The organism is Marinobacter sp. L-13 (genome assembly GCF_056857715.1).
The window spans coordinates 1-21,106 of sequence record NZ_JBSXNQ010000036.1; the positions used below are offsets into that span (position 1 = coordinate 1).

A 21,106-nucleotide genomic window follows, 5' to 3' on the forward strand; every position below is an offset into this window, starting at 1 on the left:
TGCATCGCCCGCACGGCCTCGCGCTTGTTCTCGACGGTCAGTACTTTCGGTTGAGGGCCGCCTTCAGGGCCTCGTTGTCCAGAAGAGACTCAGCCAGCAGCTTCTTGAGCCTGGCATTCTCATCCTCGACAGTCTTCAACCGGCGTGCCTCTGAAACCTCCATGCCGCCGAACTTCTTGCGCCAGGTGTAGAAGGTGGCGTCAGAAATGTTGTACTTGCGGCACAGCTCTTTCACCGCCAAGCCGGCTTCGGCTTCCTTCAAAATGCTGATGATCTGCTCTTCTGAAAATCGCTTTTTCATGTTCATCGTCCTCTGCTGTGATGAACATTACTAAGCTGAAAACGGTTAAGCTAGAGGGGAGCAGGTCAGTAGCCCCGGGGTTGGTCGATTTAGGCATTCCATTGCTGACAGCGCATTTTTTCGTTTTCTATTTCGCGGTCGTGTCAGCGATCACACCTCCTGTGGCTCTGGCATCCTTCGCGGCGGCCGGGATTTCGGGAGCTAACCCTCTAAAAACGTCCCTAGCATCATTCAAAATTGGCATCGCGGCCTTTGTTGTACCGTTCATGTTTTTCTACAACGCTACACTACTAATGGAAGGTGAATGGTTACATGTACTTCGTTCAGGATTCACCGCTGTATTCGGTATTTTCTTGCTCGCATGTGCTGTTCAGGGGTGGTTTGTAGGAAATTGCGCAAGTTTCATTGTTCGCCTGACTTTGGCAGCCGCAGCTTTCCTAATGATTTCAGGTGGATTGATTACAGACTTGGTGGGTCTTGGAGTTGCAGGTGCAGTATTCATACTTCAGAAGATAGTGAACCGAGAATCTATTGTGGCTAGCGCCTGATCAGCAGTCCCTCTAATAGTCTAGTTGAGCTGATCTGTGCCGGAATATCTGTTTTACAGATCTTCGGCACAGATCAGCCACATCCAACCACTCAAGAGGTTAGCAGGTTCGCTTTATCCTCAGAAGGTATTCCATGACAGCATTTTCCAACCTTCTTAATGAAACTCAGAGCTACGAAATCTTAGCTTCAGTCCATTACCCAATCGCTGCCCGGATGGCAGTTGACCTCGGCTTCAAATATGGAATGGTAGGGGGATCCGTGGCTTCTTTGAGCATGTTGGGAACACCTGACCTTATGTTGCTCACCTCCACAGAGCTCTGCGACCTGGTAAAACGCACGAGCCAGTCATCGAGCTTGAAAATCATAGTGGACGGAGATGCGGGCTATGGAAATGCCCTCAATACGATGCGCACTGCCGTGGAGCTGGAAATGGCGGGAGCCACTGCCGTCACAATCGAGGATACGAATTTACCCATTGCGTACAGACAAACAAAGACCAAACTAATTTCGCAGCAGGAGCAAATTGATAAACTGTCCGCTGCGCTCGATGCCAGACGTTCTGATAGTTTCGGCATAATCGCGAGAACGCAGATCGTTTCTGGTGAAGACATTGGGGCGGTGGCAGAAAGAGTCTTTCAGTATTCTGAGGTTGGTGTCGATGGTATATGTCTCGCTGGCGTGAATGATCCCGAGCAGTTGGAGTTGATATCAACAGCCAGCAGTAAGCCAAAGATGCTAATTAACTACGGTAGAAAAAATACACTCACGGAAGAGATGTACTCAAGGTTCAATATCAAGCTCCTCTTGAATGGTCATTCACCTTTTGAGTCATCAATTGTTGCCACCTATCACGCGTTGTCGGAATTGTCTGGCCGTACGCCTTCAGATAATGAACTTCATTATAAATCATTAATTGGACGGTACACAGAAGAAAGATGGTTTGATAGTTCACTGAAACGGTACTTGCGGATATTCGGATAGAATTAAGTAAAAGATTTTGAATCCCTATCTTTTCTAGTTCATGAACGTTCTTCCAAATCTCAAATATGAACTAAGTCATGGAATTGAACAATTGAAATATAATTGTTATTTAGCGATGGTAATTTTGCTGAACTTTAAACTGCGCATGAGGAAATAGGCCAGGAGTTTATAGTGGACCGATGTAAGTCCAGTTCGCTTCAATTTAGGATTGGAGGAGCCTGATCGAAACCCGAGGGTAATCATCGACTGGAGCTGGCAGCGTCTGCTGCACCCAGGGACGAAGGAGAAAAGTTACGCACTTAGATCTCAATGCTCTCAGCGATCTCCAGAGCATCCTCCACCTCGACACCAAGGTATCTCACGGTACTGGACATATTTGTGTGTCCCAGTAGCAACTGTACAGCTCGAAGGTTTTTTGTCTTCTTGTAGATCAATGTCGCTTTGCTCCGTCTCATTGAGTGGGTGGCATAGACAGAAGGATCCAGTCCAATGCTGGTTATCCACTTCTTGACGATACGGGCGTATTGATGAGTAGTGATGTGGTCAAACTTTCTGATTCGGCTCGGCCACAGATAATCCATACCCGAAAGGTGGCGAGACTCAATCCATGCTTCGACCGATTCACGCGTTTTTTTGGTTATCTCAAACTGAACAGGCTGACTGGTTTTCTGCTGAATGACTTGCGCCCGATCCAAAACCTCTCCGTTTCTGGAAATATCTCGAACCAGGAGCTTCACCATATCGCAAGACCGGAGTTTGCAATCAATCGCCATGTTGAACATCGCCAGCTCGCGGATGTTATTTGCAATCTCCAACCGAATGCGGATAGCCCATATTTGTTCGAGTTTGAGCGGTAGTTTCTGGCCTACGAGCTTTCCCTGATTCCAGGGAGTTTTGCTGATGGGAAATGTCATGATGCAGCCCTCTTTGGAGGGGAAGGGCCTATAAGTATGGTCCAGAAGAGTGTTTTCTGCTGCTGCGACTGTCGTGAGGCTAACCGTGGTCTTGAATAGCGAGCCCGGAGAAGCCCGCCCCGAAGGACGGACTCCGGCGATCGCGACTTACGTGCAGACAGACTAGAACGGTGATGAGCGAAGCTCAGGCAGCCTCATGATCAGGCTTGCGAGGCGTAATCAGTTTATTGATTTGATCGGATTTCTCCGCACGGGCTCGGCGCAGATCGTAATCGGTCTGCAGATTGAGCCAAAACTGCTCAGTAGTCCCAAAGTAACGAGCCAAACGCATGGCCGTATCCGCGGTCACACCACGACGCTCGCGAACAATTTCGTTCAGGCGCTGTGCAGGAACATAAAGTTCTTTTGAAAGCGCATTCACACTCATGCCAAGAGGCTTAAGGTAATCCTCAAGTAAAATCTCTCCTGGATGGATAGGGCGCATACCTACAGTAACCATTGCGCGACCTCCTCAGTGATAATCAACAATCTCGACATCTTCCGCCCCTTCGTCTGTCCAGCGGAAACACACTCGCCACTGGTCATTGATCCGGATACTGTATTGCCCCTCTCTGTCTCCAGAAAGCTGCTCTAGTCTGTTCCCGGGCGGCGACTTCAGATCCTTGAGAGCTTCAGCACTTAGAAGCTGTTGCAGTTTCCGCTCTGCCGGTCTTTGAATCGCACTGAAACGTCGAGTCCGACCGGTTTCAACCAGCTTCTGAGTGCGCTTGCACTTAAAGCTCTTGATCATAGCTGCTCACTTTATCACGTTACACGTTAAACGTGAAATGCGTTTTCACTTTTCATGAGTACTGAATCGGTGATTCGCTCACCGAAAGCACTACAGCGTACCAAGAATATGCATCAGTTGATCGCGGTAAGGATGCAGCTAGACTTTCGCCGTCCGGTCGCAAAGCGAACATTCAGGTTAGGCAATAACGCCTGGGCTAAGCCGCCTTCCGGCCCCCTGCGCCCCGCCAGAAACAGCTCCCGGCCACAGGGGTTATCCACAGCCCGCTGGAACCAGGGGTTTGCGGATGCCCTCTATCGCCTTCTGCAGCTCGATGAAAACCCGGTCGATCTATCAATTCTCGGGAAGAGCCGTTTGCATGAGTTCTACTACGAATTACTGAAAGGTGAAGCCGGCCATTCATTCAGAAACGCATTTGGTGTTGGGAACGAAATCGCCCGCTCGATTGAGTTCCTGTCATCCAACCTGGACAAAACTGTCACAATTGAAGACCTGGCTGATCAGGCTGGCATGAGCCGGGCGGTGTTCCATCGCAAATTCAAACAGGCGACAAACATGTCGCCCATTCAGTTTCTGAAATCCATGCGGCTCAACAAGGCCGCGATGAAAATTGCTGAAGGCCAAAACGTCAGCGTTGCCGCCATGGACGTGGGTTACCTGAGCTCGTCTCAGTTCAGCCGGGAGTTCAAACGCCTGTATGGCCTGTCACCCAAGCAGTGGAGCCAAACTGAAAAAGCAAGCTGACGGCCGGCTCTGGTATGCCATGTCTATCGGGGTAGTTCCGTGATCGGAACGCATGGTTTGTTATACGAGCCGGTGAGTTGGAATTTACGTCAGGCAAAACCCTCCAGCACAATCTTGCCAACGGCGGTTCCTGATTCCAGTTCGGCGTGTGCGGCACGTAGATTCTCGGCGTTGATCGCTCCGAGGTGCTTCCCTGCAGTTGTGCGGATGAAGCCTTGATCTACAAGCCGTGAGACCTCATTCAACAAGTCGTGCTGAACCTGCATATCATCCGCCTGGTGCATTGAGCGGGCGAACATGAATTCAATGTGTAATGACAGACTCTTCGGCTTGATTTTCATTACGTCCAGACTTGCGGGATCGTCGATCATGGCAATCTTTCCAAACGGCCTAAGCACCGCCACATAATCGTCGAAGTATTGATCTGTGGCGTTAAGACTGGCCACATGGGTTACAGAACCAATTTTGCCAGCAGACACCAGTGTTTCGATCTGGGGCTGCAAGGGTTCACGGTGATTCAGAACAAAATCCGCACCCAATGATTCAACCCAGGCCTTCGATTCCGGGCGAGATGCCGTAGCGAGTACTTTCGCGCCTGTTAGCTGTTTGATCAATTGAACTAGAATTGAACCCACGCCTCCTGCGGCGCCAATCACAAGGACCACGTCGTCGCTTGGAGTGATGGACCCAGCCAACTGTCGCTCAAGTTGCAGGTGGTCAAACAGCATTTCCCATGCTGTTATCGTGGTCAGGGGCAACGCTGCAGCATCGGCGTCGGACAGGCTGGCAGGCTTCCGACCAACCAGACGCTCATCGACAACCTGGTATTCGGCGTTGCTGCCCTGACGGGTAACGTCACCGGCATAAAATACGGTGTCACCTTCTTTGAAGAGTGAAGCGCCCTCGCCTGTTGCCACTACCTCTCCAACGGCATCCCATCCAAGTACTTTGATCTGGCCTGGTTCCGGCTCCGCCCGCTGGCGTACCTTGAAGTCAACAGGGTTCATGCCGATGGCTTTGACTCTGACCAGCAGGTCCCGGCCTTTTGCGACGGGACGTTCCATCTCAACATTTTGCAGCGCATCAGGGTTTTCGATAGGAAGAGATTCCCGATATCCAACAGCTTTCATTATCTGTCTCCGCAATGACTTTCGAGTAGCGCACAGTATGGTCGCCGTTTACACTCGGATAAACGGGAAAATTTGTTAAACATATTCAAAGAATTTTTGAAAATGAGTCTTGATGATCTGATCGTGGTTTTGAGGGTCGCTGAATTCCGCAACATTACCGCTGCCGCCACCAGCCTTGATATGCGAGCTGCCACAGCCAGCGCCGCAGTAAAGCGCGTAGAACAGGAGCTGGGTGTAGAGTTATTCGTACGCTCCACGCGAAGGTTGCGGTTATCTGCCGCCGGCGAGAAATACTTGCCTCACTGCAAACAAGCGATTGACTTGTTGAGCCAGGCGCAACAGAACCTTCGATCTGAAGTTGACTCTGTAACAGGCGAAATCCGGCTTTCGGTTTCATCCGATCTTGGTCGTAACCGCGTTGTGCCCTGGATCGACGAATTGATGGCAACGCATCCAGGTTTGAATCTCAGAGTTCAGATTACTGACACCAACGTGGACTTTTACCGGGATTCGGTCGACATGGCGCTTCGCTACGGCGCGCCCAGTGACACCAACCTGTATGGCTTCAAAATTTGCGATGTGCCGCGCCTGCTTTGCGCATCTCCTGATTACCTTTCGCGTCATGGTCGCCCCATTCATCCTGATGACCTTGAGAACCACAACGGACTGTTCTATCAGTTGCAGGACATCCCATTTGACCTCTGGACGTTCAAACGGGGAGACGAGGAATATCGAGTCAAAATGACGGGCGATCGCGCCTCAAACGATGGCGATCTGGTTCGCCGGTGGTGCGTCGCTGGTCGCGGTCTTGCGATAAAATCGTGTCTTGATATGTCGGATGATCTGCTTGCAGGCCGTGTCACCACAATCATGCCGGACTATGCGCCGCCGGTATCCGAGCTGTGGCTGATTTGTCCTACCCGACAGTCAATAACGCCGGCAATGAGGTTGTTGAGGGATGACCTGCGTGCAAAAGTAGGCGAACTGATGAATGCAATGATTGCCGGAGGCTTTTTTCCTCCGGATCGCTTGTCCGGAGGAAAAAAAGACGCCTGAAAAACAGCGGGTGCGTTATTGATGATAAGAAATTCTCATTAACGTGCAGTACACCACTGGCAGCACCACTAACGTCAATACCGTTGCAACACCCAAACCGAACACGATAACCACCGCCATGCTCGCGAAGAAGGCATCGCTGAACAGAGGAATCATTCCCAACATGGTGGTTACGGCCGCCATAAGCACAGGTCGTACCCGGCTTACCGCGGCCTCAACCACCGCAGTGAATGCATCATCCTGCTGTTCTAACTGAATATTGATCTCCTCAACCAGCACAATGGCATTCTTCAGTACCATACCGATCAGACTCAGAGTCCCGAGCAGCGCCATGAATGTAAAAGGCGCGCCGAGCAATACCAGTCCACCAATGATTCCAATCATCATGAGAGGAACAATCATCCAGATAGACAGAGCCTGTCGGAAGCTACCGAACAACAGCATCGAAATAATGAACATCCCCAGCAGTCCAAGAGGCAGCGAGGAGAAAAGCGAAGTCTGAGCTTCGGATGAGGTCTCGTACTCTCCACCCCACTCAATCGAATAGCCGTGGGGAAGCTCCAGCGCGTCGACCTGCGGGCGGATCCTCTCCAGCACGCTCGCCGCCGTCTCCCCCGACAAAGGCATGGGTTCGGCATAAACCGCCAACATCCGCTCCCTGTTTCTGCGTTTTATCAACGGATCCCGCAGTTCCGTATTGATGGCATTGATGACGTTGCCCGCGCTGACATAGCGGCCCTGCTCTTCACTCCAGACATTGATCGAGGTAAGGTTTTCGATGTCAAAACGCTGCTCCTCTCTTGACCGCATAATGATCGGAATGAGGTCGCTCCCCTCACGGTACACTCCAACCTGCTGCCCCTGATTATTCAGCAACAACGCCTGGTGCAGTGATTCGCGAGATACGCCAAGGCGCCGGGCCTGTTCTTCGAGGAACTCCGGTACGATCACGGCTTCCCGGTTACCCCAGGACAAGCGCACGCTGTCGGCCAGAGGTTCATTTTCAAAAATTGCCTGCACGCGCACACCGATTTTCCGGAGTTCTTCGGGATCTTCTCCAAAGATACGAGCTTCAAGACTGGCTTTGGCTGAGGGCCCCACCTGCAAAGCCTGCACTTTGTAATGCACGTTCGGGAAGTCTGTACGCAGTTGCTCAATGACTTCCTCCATACGGGCCTCTCTCGACGCCTTATCCCGGGTCTCTACGATCAATTGGCCAAAACTGGCGTATCGCTGCTCCGGTGAATACGTCAACGTAAAACGCTGGGCTCCGCCACCGGTGACACTGGTCACCTGAACGACCTGGTCCATGTCATTCACGCGCGATTCCAGCCGCTTTACGGTCTCTTCGGTTTGCAAGATGTCGGCGCCCTCGGGCAACCAAAGGTCAACAAAGAAGAGTGGCGTTGTGGCATTCGGGAAGAAAGCATTCTTAACCTGTCCCGAGAACGATAGAACCCCAGCCAGAAGCGCGATCGCAAGTGTTAATGTCACGAAGCGATAATGAATCGCGTAGGTCAGCAGGCGGCGGAAGACGACGAAAACAATTCCCTTATAGGGGTCGTTATCGGATGACTGCCCGACACTCTCGAGCTTGTCGGGATAGAACATATCAAAGAAAAACGGGGTCAGAGTGAGTGCCGTCAGCCAGCTCAGGAAAAGCGAGTAGCACAGAACCCAGAACAGGGAGCCAATGAATTCTCCGGTGGTGTCTGGTGAAAGGCCGATAGGAGCAAAGGCCGTAATGGCAATCACGGTAGCGCCGAGCAGCGGGTACCGGTTCTGCGAGACCACTTCTTTGGCTGCCTGCCTTTTGGACTTGCCCTTGGAAAGGCCAATCATCATGCCCTCGGTGACGACGATGGCATTATCGACCAGCATCCCCAGCGCAATGATCAGCGCACCCAATGAAATCTTCTGGAGCTGAATACCGTGTATTGCCATAAGCACGAATGTACCCATGATGGTAATCAGCAGGATCAGCCCCATGAGCAGGCCACTTCGCAGCCCCATGAACAGCAAAAGCACAATAATGACAATGCCCACCGCCTGAGCAAGGTTCATGAGAAAAGCAGATACTGCCTCCTCGACTACTTCAGGCTGGTTATACACTGTGTTCAGTGTCATGCCGATGGGTTGCTGTTTTTCCAGGCGTTTCAAAGCCTCATTGAGACTCTCACCTACATCAACAACGTTGGTGCCCTCTGCAAATGACACGCCGATGGTCAAAGCAGGCAATCCGTCAGAGTGGTAAAGCAAGGCGGGTGAGTCATTGGTCACCCTGCGAACTTCGGCCAGATCGCTGAGCCGGATAATACCCGAATCAGCGCTTCCAACTGCCAGTTGCTCAAGTGCCTGAACGGAATCAAGCTGACCGGTTGGCTGAACGGATAACGACAGCCCTTCACTGCGCAGGTGGCCAGCGTTGCCCACCGTATTCTGCGCATTCAGAAGGCTTGCCAGGTATTCTGGCGAGATGCCAAGAGCACGCATACGGTCACGGTCCAGTGACACGATCATCTGCTCGTCGACACGACCACCGATACTGACTTTTGCGACGCCCTCCAACAATCGCAGTTCTCGCTGAATGAGATCCGCATGGTCACCAAGATCTTTCAGCGAGTAGCCGTCACCACGCAACGTGAGCAGCAGGCCGAAGACATCGCCAAAGTCATCGTTCACGATGGACGTGTTCACGCCTGGTGGCAGACCAGGCTGGGCATCATTAATCTTTCGCCGAAGGATATCCCAATACTGGTCTAACTCCCCTTCTCTGACCGTCTTCTTGAGTTGGACAGTAATCTGCGACAAGCCGTCCGAGTTCACCGAAGTAATGTCATCGATGCCCGGCATCTGCTGGATCGCTTTTTCCAGAGGCAGCGTAACCTCCTCCTCGACTTCAAGAGGCGTTGCTCCGGGATATTGGGTGGTCACCAAGGCGGAACGTAACGTGAACTCCGGGAATTCAAGCTGGCCAAGACCCAGAAACGCGAACATGCCCCCAACCCCAAGCAACAGCGTGACCATCCAGCTGATGGACTTCCGATCAAGAAAATAATCGACCATCTCAGAGCCCGCCCTCTTTTTCCCAGGGACGGACCGAACGATCCCTGTTCATCCGGTGAGCGCCGGCAACCACGATTCTGTCGCCCGGGCTGAGCTCTCCCCGAACAAGCACGCCATCGTTCATTTTCTTACCCGGCTCGACATCCACCGGCTCGACGCTGCCCGTGTTATCGCCATTCTCACCATCGGCAGCAGCCACGTATCGCCAAACCACGCTAGTGCCGGGTTCTGCGTCAGGTGTTACAAGCGCCGCGGTTGGTATCAGCCACGACGGGGCGCTCTCTCCAGCCAATGTGCCGTAATCAAGCAGAACGGTCGCGCTCATCCCCGAAAGCACTGTGATGTCCTCGGGTTCAGGGAGCGTTACGGTAACCTCATAACTGAGCGACCCCTGAGAGGCATTGCTGTCATGCTCTTTGTAGCTCGCGGCGTAGCGTTTATCGGGAAGCTCGGGAAACTGTACCCACGCGATAGTGTTGCCATTGGCGCGAACGTTCCTGGATCTCTGTGGTTGAAGGCGGCGGACCTGTTGTTCGGGCATCTGGAACGAGACGTCGATAGAGCCGGGCCGTTGCAGTTCGGCAATGGCCTGCTGCGCTGATACAACCTGAAAGACATCCACCGGCACCCGTGAAATGACGCCATCAAATGGCGCTTTGAGAACGGTATAGGAAAGTTGGTCCTCCGCGCTGGCCAGTTGCGCTCTGGCAGAGAGGTACTCGGCCTCGGCCTCATCGAAACGGGCCTGACTGATGGCCTGGCGCTCCAACGATATTCGCATTCGCTCGAAGGTGGCCTGTGCCAGATTGAAATTTGACCGGGCGTTTTCCAGGCGGGTTCTTGCGTCCCGATCGTCCAGGCGGGCAACGACCTCCCCTTTTTCCACAGTGTCGCCTGCTTTAACGGCCAGCTCCGTCAGCTCTCCTCCCACTCTGAAAGAGAGTTCTGAATGGTCAGACGCCGAGACTCTGCCCGGATACTGATTGAGCGTGCCTGACTGCGCCTGCTCCAGCGTCATGAGCTTTACCGGGTAGACAGTTTGCTGTGTCAGAGGGGGCGCCTCCGCCGAACATCCCATCACCAGGAGGCTCGAAAGCATTGCAAGCGCTTGTAGGCCTCTCAAGGGCATGGCGGTACTGACCATCTTGAATTTCATAACGCGTCACTCTCCAGAAAAAATTAGGTATTCCGACGATCGGCAACCGCATCCCAAGCCATATTAAACGCTAATTCGATATGCTCATCGGTACCTTCGAACGACCCTTGCAGGCATCGTTGAACGAGGTGGTAAATCGGGCGGAACATAAACGTTTCGAGAAGTGGAAAAGGTACCGGTTTGATCAGCCCGGATTGCTTTCCCTGATCAACTGCATTCAAAAGATTTGCGGCTCGGCTTTCGTTTCGTGCCTGGATCTCGGGAGTCATCCAAGCAGAATGCGTGAACGTCTCGTGGTAGCGGAATAGTTCCGGACGCTCAAGGCCGATCCGGAACAGTGTGTGCCACTGGCGTCGCAGTCCTTCACGCAGATCTTTCCCGCGAGAAAAACTGTCCAGCGCCGCATCAATGACCTGATCGCTGACGTAATAAAATGTCGCCAATAAAAGCTGTTCTTTATCTTCGTAATAGATGTACAGCGTGGCTGGTGACAAACCCGCAGCCTTGACTATCTTGCCAACCGAGGTTGCTGAAAAACCGTGATCTGCTACTTCCCTCACGGTAGCTTCCAGGAAGGCTATTCGTTTCGAGTCGTCTCTTTGCCGCATTTGTCTGCTCAACGCTTCAAATTGGTCGGCCTAAAATAAATGAACGTTCACTTATTTTCAAACCGAAAATATAGGCGTATACCGAAGTAGGTGCCCTACTGAAGTGCGCGGGGTTCAGGCAAAAATCAGGTTGGTCTGCAGGCTCTTTGCAACCAGCCGACCACGAAAACCCATCACAGGCTCTAGCCAGGTCCCGAACGCAATAGACGCAGATCGAGCAGGATTTCGAGACGATGATGCGCGATGGCTACGTCATCATCGAACCTGTCCCCAAGGGAAACTTGCGAAGGCGGATTCCAGCCTGTCGCATCAGCCAGGATGATGATTGATATATCTCATCCGAATTAGTCCGCCCGGCCCACGGGCGGATAGTTTATGGTTTTGCACAATATTTCCCGAGGATGCTATGAACACACTTTTTACTCCCCTGAAAATGGGCGCCAGTGAATTGGCCAATCGGGTCTTCATGGCCCCCCTCACCCGCGTCCGTGCCGACGCTGATCACGTTCCCACGGACATGATGGTTGAGTATTACGCTCAGCGTGCGTCTGCCGGCCTGATCATCGCCGAGGCGACCATGGCCATCGAAGGCAATTCAGCCTTCTGGCGCGAGCCTGGCATCTATTCCGAGGCGCAAGTTGAAGGCTGGAAGAAAGTCAGTGATGCGGTACACGCTAAAGGTGGCAAGATTTATCTGCAGATCTGGCACGGCGGCCGCGCCTGTCACCCGGTGTTAAACAACGGGAAGGATCCGGTAGCGCCCAGCGCCATTGCCATCACCAGCGATGAAGTGCACACACCGGAAGGCAAGAAGTCCTACACGGTTCCCCGCGCACTGGCTGACAACGAAATCCCGGCCATCATCGACGGTTTCCGCACCGCCGCCGAGAATGCCAAGCGCGCCGGCTTTGACGGTGTTGAGGTTCATGGCGCCAACGGCTACCTGCTGGACCAGTTCCTCCGTGATGGTTCCAACCATCGAGAAGGCCCTTACGGTGGCCCGATCGAAAATCGCGCCCGACTGCTGCTGGAGGTGATTGAAGCCGTATCCGGAGTGTTCGGTTCCGAGAACGTCGGTGTTCGACTGAGCCCGCTCAACAGTTTCCAGAGCATGAAGGACAGTGATCCGGTCGGCCTGGTCACCTGGCTCGCCAAGCGTCTGAACGACTACGGCCTGGCCTTTGTTCATTTAATGCGCAGCGACTTTTTTGGGGAGCAGCAAGCAGACGTGATTACCCCGGTCCGCGAGCACTTCAAGGGCAAGTTGATCCTCAACATGAGCTACACCGGTGAAGAAGCAGAACAGGCCATCGAATCCGGATTGGCCGACGCTGTCGCCTTTGGTGTGCCCTTCATTGCCAACCCGGACCTTCCGGAGCGCCTGAAGCTTGGGGCCGAGCTTAATGAAGCAGATCCCTCGACTTTTTACACCCAGGGAGCGGAGGGGTATATTGACTACCCTTACCTCGAAGAAATAGCCGAAGCATAGTATTGAGTCGGAGCATAGTATAGAAAGGGGGCTTTTAGCCCCCTTTTTCGTTGCGGAGAAAACATGACCTTTGAAAGCGCCATTTCCTTTCTTGCCGCTAAAGCCCGGAACTTCCCCTTTTTCAGCTAAACCATACCCTCTTCCTCAAGACTCGCCACCCGTTGCCTTCAGCATTCGCCGGTGCGCCTCCGACGACCAAACCCCACTGAATTCCTCAATCACCCCAAGCTGGGCCGCCGCATAGGACAATCTGGCGGAAAGCCGGTCCTGCTGAGCGGAAATGAAGGTTCGGTTGGCGTCCAGTAAATCCAGATAGCCGATGGCACCCTCACGATGCATAGTTCTGGCGATGGTGAACGATTCGTTGGCTGCCTCAAACGCCCTGCCCGTTGCCTGATCAGCCTCCAAGGCCCGCCCGTAAGCAAAGATCGCAACCCGAGCACTGGCGACCGCATCAATGATGGTTTGGCGATAACGGATGTAACTTTCTTCCGAGACTGCATTCTGGCTTTCGACCCGTTGCAGTATCACCGGATAACTCAACAGAGACCAGGAGATGCGAGGAGCGATGCTGCCGGTACCCTCAAAGCCATCGGACACTTCCGCCACGTTGGTCAAGCCCAGAAATCCCTCGACCGAAAACTGGGGATAGAGTTCTGCCCGAAGGGCGTTGCCAACCGCCACATCCCGGGCCAGTGCTGCGAGCGCACCGCCGATATCCGCACGCAACTGCATGGCTTCGTTCGCCCGCCCGGCCGCCGGCACGCCAAAGGAGGCGGCCAGTGCACCTGAGGCAGGCTTCAGGACCAGCGATTCGGAATCTTCATTGACGAGCACGGACAGCACCGCTTTGGCCCGATAGAGCTGGGCTCGCGCGTCAGGAAGCTTGGCACGCTGCTGTTCCAGCAGCGTGTCTGCGCGGGCGAGATCAAGATTCGGCGAAATGCCTTCCTCCACGCGCAGGGCCATGACTTCCCGAGTGTCTTCCAATGCCCGGATGTCCGCCTTGATCAACTGGACCCGCTGGCGAGCGGCTTCCCACTCCAGATAGGCTCGGACAACGCCAACGGTGACTTCTTTCAACACCGCTCGTTGGTTGTTCAGAGCAACCTCAAGATTGGCTTCACCGGCATCGATCAGCGCTCTCAGCCGGCCAAACAAGTCCACTTCCCAGGTGCCCGCCAAACCGACGGCAGAGGATTCCTGAACACTGTTTCGATCGATCGCCTCGTATTCGCCGGTTACTCCGCCCTGAGGGAGCAACCGTTTCTCGTCCGCACCCAGGTCCGCAAGCGCCTGACGGACCCGTTGCCGGGTTGCCAACAGATCGAGGTTAGCGGCCTTCGCAACCTCGACCAGTTGATTGAGTTGGTCATCCTCGTAGCTCTTCCACCACTCCGCTGTGGTGGCGTCTGTGCTCTGAACACCGAAACTGAGGCTGTCGAGGTAACGTTCGTTCGCCTCCTGTTGGGGCTCATAATCCGGGGTTGCAGCGCAGCCAACCAGCAGCGCAGACCCCAGCAAGACACTAACCGCCCGTTTATGCATGGTCATTCTCCGTGATCTGTTCAGGTATTTCCTTGGTGTTGGCGGGCGTCCTGGTATCGGCCTTGGCACGCTGAATCACCGCGTAAAACACCGGGGTGAACAGCAAGCCGAACACGGTGACACCAATCATTCCCGAGAACACCGCTATCCCCATGGCGTGACGCATCTCCGCACCCGCTCCGGTCGCAAGCACCAGCGGTACCACACCTGCAGTGAAGGCAATCGAGGTCATCAGGATCGGCCGTAAACGCAAACGGCAGGCCTCGACAATGGCCTGATAATGACTGTGTCCCTGGAGATTGAGGTCACGGGCGAACTCCACCATCAGGATGGCGTTTTTACTCGCCAATGCCACCAGAACAATCAGACCAATCTGGGTGAACATGTTGTTATCACCATCGGTCACCCATACCCCGGCCAGAGCCGACAGCAAGGTCATCGGCACAATCAGAATAATTGCAAACGGCAGTCGCAGACTCTCGTACTGAGCGGCCAGCACGATGAATACCAGCAAGATAACCAGTGGGAACACATAGACCATGGTGTTGCCGGCGAGTTTTTGCTGATAAGTCACCTCGGTCCACTCAAACGCCATGCCCTCGGGCAGAGTCTGTGCTAGAACCTCTTCGATAGCAGCCTGAGCCTGGTCCGAACTGAAGCCCGGGGCCGGAGACCCGTTGAGCTCGGCCGTTGGATAGCCGTTGTACCGCATCACACGATCCGGGCCGATGGTCGATTCGACACTCATCACCGCGGACAGCGGGATCATCTGGCCCTGCTGGTTGCGAACCTTCAGATTCAGAATGTGCTCCGGATCAAGGCGCTTGTCGGACTCGGCCTGGGCAATCACCTGATAGGTGCTGCCGAACATGTTCACGTCATTGACGTACACCGACCCCAGATACACCTGCAGTGTGTCGAACACGGACTCCAGCGGAATGCCAAGCAGCATTGCTCGCTCCCGATCTATATCCAGGTCAAACTGGGGTACCTGAACCCGGAAGCTGGAGTAAAGACCCGTCAATGCCGGATGCTTGCGAGCTTCGTTGATGGTGGTTTGCAGGGTATCGAACAAGGCTTCAAACCCTTTGCTGCTTCGATCTTCGATCTGCAGCTTGAACCCACCCGTGGTGCCCAGGCCCAGGATCGGTGGTGGTGGGAACACCGCCACAAACCCTTCGTCGATGCTTGAAAAGGCGCCGTTTAACTTGCCTGCAATCGCACCCGCACTGAGTTCCGGGGACGTGCGCTCGGTGAAATCGGTCAGCGGCAGGAACACGATGCCGCTGTTCGGACTGTTGGTGAAGCCGTTCACGGACAGGCCCGGGAACGCAATGGTGTTTGCCACGCCCTCGGTCTCCAGCGCGATCTGCTGCATTTCGTTGACCACGTCCACGGTCCGGTCAAGGCTCGCCGCATCCGGCAGCTGGGCAACTGCGACCAGGTATTGTTTGTCCTGCTGCGGAATGAAACCACCCGGTACCGCGTTGAACAGGCCTCCGGCGAAAACGGTCAATCCGACATACACCACGCCAACGATGGCGCTGTAGCGGATCAGCTTCTTGACCAGGACTTCATAGGCATTACCTGTGCGGTCAAAGAACCGGTTGAACGGCTGGAACACAAAGCGACCAAACACCTTTTCCAGGCCGCGGGAAAGCCGGTCGGGCTTCTCGTCGTGGCCCTTGAGAAGCAACGCGGACAGCGCCGGCGACAGGGTCAGCGAGTTCAAGGCGGAGATCACGGTTGAAATCGTGATGGTCAATGCGAACTGCTTGTAAAACTGACCGGAAAGACCAGAAATGAAGGCCGTCGGAATGAAGACCGCACACAACACCAGTGCAATGGCAATGATCGGGCCGGTTACTTCGTTCATGGCCACTTTGGTGGCTTCACGAGGCGATAGCCCCCGATGAATGTTCCGCTCCACGTTTTCGACCACCACGATGGCATCATCAACCACGATACCGATCGCTAGCACCATTCCGAACAGCGACAGCGTGTTGATGGAAACACCCAACCACTGCATCACGGCGAAGGTGCCCACCAGTGATACAGGCACCGCAACGAGCGGAATAATGGACGCCCTCCAAGTTTGCAGGAACAGCACCACCACCAGCACAACCAGTAAAATCGCCTCCAGCAAGGTGGTGATAACCGCGTCGATGGAACCGCGAACAAACACGGTGGGGTCGTAGGCAATTTCATACTCGACGCCCTGCGGGAAATCCTGGGACAACCGCGCCATGGTTGAACGAACATCGTCAGAAAGCTGGATAGCGTTAGCCCCAGGGCGCTGGAAAATCGGCATGGCAACCGCCGGCTTTCCATCGAGACCCGCTTCAAGGGCGTAAGTGTTCTGGCCAAGCTCGACTCTCGCAACGTCAGAGAGCCGCGTGATGGCCCCGTTATCACCAATTTTCAAAACAATGTCCCGAAACTCATCCAAGGAGGTCAGGCGCCCGCGGACGTTCAGCATCAACTGGAACTGGTTGTCGTTCGGTGCCGGCTGTGCGCCAAGGGTACCGGCCGCAATCTGACGATTCTGGGCACGCACGGCGTTCACCACATCCGAGGCGTTGAGATTCCGGGCGTCCAATTCATCCGGCTGCAGCCAGAGACGAACCGCAAATTCACCGCCACCGAACAACTGAACGTCACCAACGCCGCCAAGGCGGGAGAGTTCATCTTTCAGATTCAGCTCGGCGTAGTTGGCCAGATAGGTAATGTCCCGGCTCTCATCCGAAGAATGAACGTGAACAACCATGCTCAGGTTAGGGGATGATTTCTCAGTCACCACTCCCAGGCGCTGCACCTCTTCCGGCAAACGCGGCAGCGCAATATCAACCCGGTTCTGGACCTGAACCTGGGCTTTATCGAGATCAGTACCCAGCGCAAACGTTACTGTGAGGGTCATGCGGCCATCGGCCGTTGCCTGGGACGACATATACAGCATGTTTTCCACGCCGTTGATCTCATCCTCAATCGGCGACGCGACCGTTTCTGCAATCACCTTTGGGTTTGCGCCCGGGTAGTTGGCCGTGACCACCACTGTGGGCGGGACCACTTCCGGATACTCACTGATCGGCAACTGGAACAGAGAGATGCCACCCCCGATCAGAATGATCAGAGACAGCATGGAGGCGAATATTGGCCGGTCTATAAAAAAATGGGGAAATTTCATCACTCAGGCCTCAGAACTTTACGACAGCGGTCTGCTGGACTTCTGGTGCGTGTTCTTCAAGCGTGAAGGCCACGTCGGACGGTGCCTCTGACAGCATGACCGGAGCGATGGTCATGCCCGGACCTACCTTGGCCGTCCCGTTCGCCACCAGTACATCGCCTTCGGCAATGCCCTGCTCAACCACACGGAAGGTACCGAAACGCTCACCGACGGTTACCGGGGTGTAGCTCGTCTCCCCCTGCTCGTTGACCGTCAGCACGAAGCGGCTGTCGAGATCGGTTGCGATGGCACGATCAGGAACCATGATCTTCTGCTCGGTTGCGGCCACGGCAATTTTCACACGGGCAAAGGCACCCGGTACCAGAGCCTCTCCGGAATCGGCCAATACCGCGCGCAGACGCAGGGTGCCCGTGTTGGTATCGATGGTGTTATCAACGAAGTCGATCTCGCCCACGTGGGGGAAGTCCTGCTCTCCGGTGAGCTGAATACGCACCGGCGAGCCCAGGGCGTGATCGCGGGCGCGGAAGAATCGATACCAGGTGCCCTCATCCATATCGAAGTAGGCGTACCGGTTCTGATTCGAGGCGATGGTGGTCAACCGGCTTTGGTTCGCGGTTACGGTATTTCCCGCGGTAATGTTTGCCCGGGAAATAACCCCGTCAATTGGCGAGCGGATCGTGGCATAGCTCAGCTGCAGTTCCGCCTCCTTGAGCTGGGCGTTGAGTGAGGAAACCTCGGCCTCGGCCTGCTGGCGCGCGGAATCCCGCAGCTCAGCCTGTTCTTCAGAAATGGCGTTGCTCCGCAGCAGGCGCCCTGCCCGTTCGGCTTCCGCCTTGGCCTGATAGAGGGCCGCTTTTGCGCGGGACAGTTCGGCATTAAGTTGCTCCACTCGGGCTGTCAGGTGACGGTCATCCAGCTGGAACAGGATGTCGCCTTTGCTCACCTTCTGACCTTCTACGAAGCGCACCTCATCAACCACACCGGACAGTCGGGGCCGCAGCTCGACGTTTTCTGGGGCTTCAATACGGGTGGTGTAGGTTTTCTGGGGCTGAACCCGGGCACTGGCGGCGGCAACCACCTCTACCGAAGGCGGCTCCGGCTGGCTCGCGGTGCCCTGAGCTGCGCTTTCGCAGCCGGCAAGAACAAACACGGCCGCGCTGAGCACGGCAAGAATTCGATAAGCCATGAGCTTGATCCTTAATCGTTCGTGATGGGGACTTCCGAGCCGGCGCGGTGAGGTTGGACCTCGGACCCGCGCCGGAGTGGTTCGTGGAGGGAATTATCTTTGCTCAAGCAGGGTAAATATAATCACCATGCGGTATTGCACTCATCATCACTGGTGATAATGCTCAGGATTCATGCAGGAGGGGGATTTGGAGAGCCAGAACGTCCTCAGAGTCAGGGCGCTGATCGACTCTCTAGGAGAGAAAGCCCGGGAACGCAGCGAACCGCACTCTTTAGATTAAAACAGCCGTTCCCCATTCTCGACCTCAGAATCAGGGCTTACCAGCGTTACCACGCCTGTTTCGGTTTTGAACCCGGTTACGAGACACTCAGAGACGAACGGACCGATCTGCTTCGGAGGGAAGTTCGTGACAGCCAATACCTGCTTGCCCAGCAGGTCCTCCTTCGAATACAGCTCCGTAATCTGGGCACTGGACTTTCGCACGCCCACTTCCGGGCCAAAGTCCACTTTCAGTTTGTAGGCCGGTTTTCTAGCTTCAGGGAACGGCTGCACTTCAATAATGGTGCCAACTCTTAATTCCACTTTTTCAAAATCTTCCCAGGAAATCATTCTTCATCCTCCGTTGTTACACAGCTTCATGATTTACAGTTTTGGCAGTCTCTGTGTTTCGGGTTTTTCCAGCTACCAGTGATCCGGACACAATCAGCGTGCTGGCACCTGCGACGGCCATGGTTGCCTCGCCGAAGCCAAAAACGATGAGCAAGATGACCGAAATGAGGGGTGCGCTGTATGCCAGGGTTCCCAGCAGCTGGATGTTCCCGTGTTTTACCCCGTAATCCCAGGTGAAAAAGGCTATGCCCACGGGACCAAGGCCCAGCCCGACCACTCCGACCCATTGGCTTGCGCCATCCGGCCACACCGTTTGCTCCCACATCAGGTGGCACATCCAAGCCAGGACCGCGGTAACACCACAAAACCAGCCAACAGCATCGGTAGGCACAGATTTTACCAGACGGCTGAGCACCGAATAGGACGACCAGATCAAGGCGCAGGCGAACGCCACTAAGTAGCCATCCAGATTCTGGGCACTGAAGCCGCTGCTATTCCGACCGATCAGCAACCAGCAGCCAACCAGTGCCATCACCGCCCCGGCGATGTGCTGTGCCCGCAAGGACTCGCCCGGCAAGAGCGCCGAAAACAGGACAATGAACAGCGGCCAGAGATAGGCCAGCAGGCTGACCTCGACCGCCGGTGCCAGGGTCATGGCCTTGAAGTAGGCAAAGTGATAGCCGAACAGGCCCACCACACCGATGGTCCAGGCAAATGCGGATTGCTTCGCGAAGCGGATGCCCGAGTGCCCGCCCTTGAACCAACGGACACACATCAGTGCAAAAGCCAGTGTAAAGGTCATGGCCATGAGCTGAAATTCCGGAATCTGCCCGCCGGTAAGCTTGGTCAGCAAAGCCAGGGTGCCCCATAAAAGCACAGATATTGAGCCAATCCAGGTGGCGGATGCCGCGGTCATAGTTGCGTCCCTCTAAGTCAGAGATCAATCAGTTCAGACGCAACAGCTTATTGAGCCGGTGATGGGCAGGCTTCCAGAATTCGGAAGGGTTATTTAGAAAGTCGGCGAAAATGACTGGGAGAATGCCCGAAATGTTGGGCGAATCTATCACTGAAGGCTGACAGTGAGCTGTACCCGACGGCGTCGGCGATATGCTGGATCGACAGGTCACCCCGCTCGAGAAGTTGCCACGCCGTCTGCATGCGCAACTCCGTCAGGTAATGATGGGGGGGCAAGCCCACCTGCTCCCGGAACAGCTGGTTCAGTTGCCGCACACTCAGGTGCGCGATGGTGGCCAGTTGATTAACGGTGATCTTTTGGTGGAAATGCTCGTCGATGAAGCGTTTCGCCACGTCCACTCGACGATCCAGCCGTAAACGGTCTCCAAAGCGCTCCTGCAGCAGCTGGATCAGCAACAGCAACATCTGGTGCTGAGTCTGGGAGCCTTCCGCGCCCTGTTGCAACTGGGCATGGAGAAACTGCACGTAATGCTCCAACCCGGCATCGAGCTGCACGAAACAGGGCAGCCGGTCCAGCATCGGAGCCAAGCCATCTGGAACGTCTGCGACCACAAACCGGTTGTCATCCCGGGCTTCGAAATCGTGATCCTGACCGGCGGCGATGATCGCCGCTCTGCCCTCAGCCACTTCCCCGGCCCGACTATTTACCGACAGAGAAAGTTTTCCCACCAAGGGCAGCACCAACTGATGATGATCATGGGCGTGTGTTTGCCCATGATCGCTGTAACTCTTCAGTTGGATTTTTGATCGCGCGTTCTTCATGGTTTCGCATCATACAGAACAGCGTTCACTTCGGGCAGGTTATCGATCGATGCTCCGG

General features: G+C 54.7%; 18 protein-coding genes and 1 pseudogene. 5 read left to right on the plus strand and 14 right to left on the minus strand.

The window, feature by feature from the left end:
- Positions 1 to 301, minus strand: a pseudogene (locus AC13DD_RS03180) (transposase); the annotation flags it as partial.
- Between the two features lie 20 nt (positions 302 to 321).
- Here AC13DD_RS03180 and AC13DD_RS03185 point away from each other — a divergent pair.
- Positions 322 to 849 carry a TRAP transporter large permease subunit gene (locus tag AC13DD_RS03185; RefSeq protein WP_482930859.1) on the plus strand — a complete coding sequence of 176 codons (528 nt, stop codon included), beginning with the start codon at positions 322 to 324 and terminating at the stop codon, positions 847 to 849.
- A gap of 133 nt (positions 850 to 982) precedes the next feature.
- Complete coding sequence (locus AC13DD_RS03190) at positions 983 to 1,831, plus strand: isocitrate lyase/PEP mutase family protein (RefSeq protein WP_273073377.1); 849 nt, start codon at positions 983 to 985, stop codon at positions 1,829 to 1,831.
- Between the two features lie 299 nt (positions 1,832 to 2,130).
- Here AC13DD_RS03190 and AC13DD_RS03195 read toward each other — a convergent pair whose 3' ends face one another.
- The 3 genes from AC13DD_RS03195 to AC13DD_RS03205 form a co-directional block, all read right to left on the minus strand.
- Positions 2,131 to 2,745 (minus strand): tyrosine-type recombinase/integrase, encoded by a 615-nt coding sequence (locus AC13DD_RS03195; protein ID WP_008172305.1) that lies wholly within the window; start codon positions 2,743 to 2,745, stop codon positions 2,131 to 2,133.
- A gap of 184 nt (positions 2,746 to 2,929) precedes the next feature.
- On the minus strand, positions 2,930 to 3,244 hold the full coding sequence (locus AC13DD_RS03200) for a HigA family addiction module antitoxin (RefSeq protein WP_036211519.1): 315 nt from the start codon (positions 3,242 to 3,244) through the stop codon (positions 2,930 to 2,932).
- A gap of 12 nt (positions 3,245 to 3,256) precedes the next feature.
- Positions 3,257 to 3,535: a type II toxin-antitoxin system RelE/ParE family toxin gene (locus tag AC13DD_RS03205; RefSeq protein ID WP_008172303.1), complete on the minus strand. Its 279-nt coding sequence runs from the start codon at positions 3,533 to 3,535 to the stop codon at positions 3,257 to 3,259.
- A 54-nt stretch (positions 3,536 to 3,589) separates the two neighbouring features.
- Between AC13DD_RS03205 and AC13DD_RS03210 the strand changes: the two genes are divergently transcribed.
- Positions 3,590 to 4,279: an AraC family transcriptional regulator gene (locus tag AC13DD_RS03210; protein ID WP_081467521.1), complete on the plus strand. Its 690-nt coding sequence runs from the start codon at positions 3,590 to 3,592 to the stop codon at positions 4,277 to 4,279.
- Between the two features lie 89 nt (positions 4,280 to 4,368).
- Here the strand turns inward: AC13DD_RS03210 and AC13DD_RS03215 are convergent, their stop codons facing one another.
- Entirely contained in the window at positions 4,369 to 5,409 is a 1,041-nt protein-coding gene (locus tag AC13DD_RS03215; protein ID WP_008172298.1) for a zinc-binding alcohol dehydrogenase family protein, read from the minus strand.
- A gap of 102 nt (positions 5,410 to 5,511) precedes the next feature.
- Between AC13DD_RS03215 and AC13DD_RS03220 the strand changes: the two genes are divergently transcribed.
- Entirely contained in the window at positions 5,512 to 6,465 is a 954-nt protein-coding gene (locus AC13DD_RS03220; protein ID WP_008172295.1) for a LysR family transcriptional regulator, read from the plus strand.
- A gap of 15 nt (positions 6,466 to 6,480) precedes the next feature.
- On the opposite strand, the gene AC13DD_RS03225 is transcribed toward AC13DD_RS03220, so the two are convergent.
- The 3 genes from AC13DD_RS03225 to AC13DD_RS03235 are packed head-to-tail and all read right to left on the minus strand — an operon-like array spanning position 6,481 to position 11,247.
- A complete protein-coding gene (locus AC13DD_RS03225; RefSeq protein ID WP_008172293.1) occupies positions 6,481 to 9,531 on the minus strand; it encodes an efflux RND transporter permease subunit in 3,051 nt (1,016 codons plus the stop codon).
- Between the two features lies 1 nt (position 9,532).
- On the minus strand, positions 9,533 to 10,687 hold the full coding sequence (locus AC13DD_RS03230; protein WP_008172291.1) for an efflux RND transporter periplasmic adaptor subunit: 1,155 nt from the start codon (positions 10,685 to 10,687) through the stop codon (positions 9,533 to 9,535).
- A 23-nt stretch (positions 10,688 to 10,710) separates the two neighbouring features.
- Entirely contained in the window at positions 10,711 to 11,247 is a 537-nt protein-coding gene (locus AC13DD_RS03235) for a TetR/AcrR family transcriptional regulator (RefSeq protein WP_264622593.1), read from the minus strand.
- A 454-nt stretch (positions 11,248 to 11,701) separates the two neighbouring features.
- Between AC13DD_RS03235 and AC13DD_RS03240 the strand changes: the two genes are divergently transcribed.
- Positions 11,702 to 12,784 (plus strand): alkene reductase, encoded by a 1,083-nt coding sequence (locus tag AC13DD_RS03240; protein ID WP_008172279.1) that lies wholly within the window; start codon positions 11,702 to 11,704, stop codon positions 12,782 to 12,784.
- 144 nt (positions 12,785 to 12,928) lie between these two features.
- Here the strand turns inward: AC13DD_RS03240 and AC13DD_RS03245 are convergent, their stop codons facing one another.
- From AC13DD_RS03245 to AC13DD_RS03270, 6 genes are all read right to left on the minus strand, one after another.
- Positions 12,929 to 14,332 carry a TolC family protein gene (locus AC13DD_RS03245; RefSeq protein ID WP_008172277.1) on the minus strand — a complete coding sequence of 468 codons (1,404 nt, stop codon included), beginning with the start codon at positions 14,330 to 14,332 and terminating at the stop codon, positions 12,929 to 12,931.
- Positions 14,325 to 17,516 carry an efflux RND transporter permease subunit gene (locus AC13DD_RS03250; protein ID WP_008172276.1) on the minus strand — a complete coding sequence of 1,064 codons (3,192 nt, stop codon included), beginning with the start codon at positions 17,514 to 17,516 and terminating at the stop codon, positions 14,325 to 14,327. The genes AC13DD_RS03245 and AC13DD_RS03250 overlap by 8 nt, the downstream gene beginning before the upstream one ends.
- A gap of 10 nt (positions 17,517 to 17,526) precedes the next feature.
- Positions 17,527 to 18,702, minus strand: a complete 1,176-nt coding sequence (locus AC13DD_RS03255; protein ID WP_008172274.1) for an efflux RND transporter periplasmic adaptor subunit — start codon at positions 18,700 to 18,702, stop codon at positions 17,527 to 17,529.
- A 276-nt stretch (positions 18,703 to 18,978) separates the two neighbouring features.
- A complete protein-coding gene (locus AC13DD_RS03260; protein ID WP_008172270.1) occupies positions 18,979 to 19,311 on the minus strand; it encodes a tRNA-binding protein in 333 nt (110 codons plus the stop codon).
- Positions 19,312 to 19,327: 16 nt separating this feature from the next.
- Entirely contained in the window at positions 19,328 to 20,227 is a 900-nt protein-coding gene (gene yddG / locus AC13DD_RS03265) for an aromatic amino acid exporter YddG (RefSeq protein WP_008172268.1), read from the minus strand.
- A gap of 89 nt (positions 20,228 to 20,316) precedes the next feature.
- On the minus strand, positions 20,317 to 20,955 hold the full coding sequence (locus AC13DD_RS03270; RefSeq protein ID WP_273073374.1) for a helix-turn-helix domain-containing protein: 639 nt from the start codon (positions 20,953 to 20,955) through the stop codon (positions 20,317 to 20,319).
- Positions 20,956 to 21,106 lie beyond the last annotated feature (151 nt).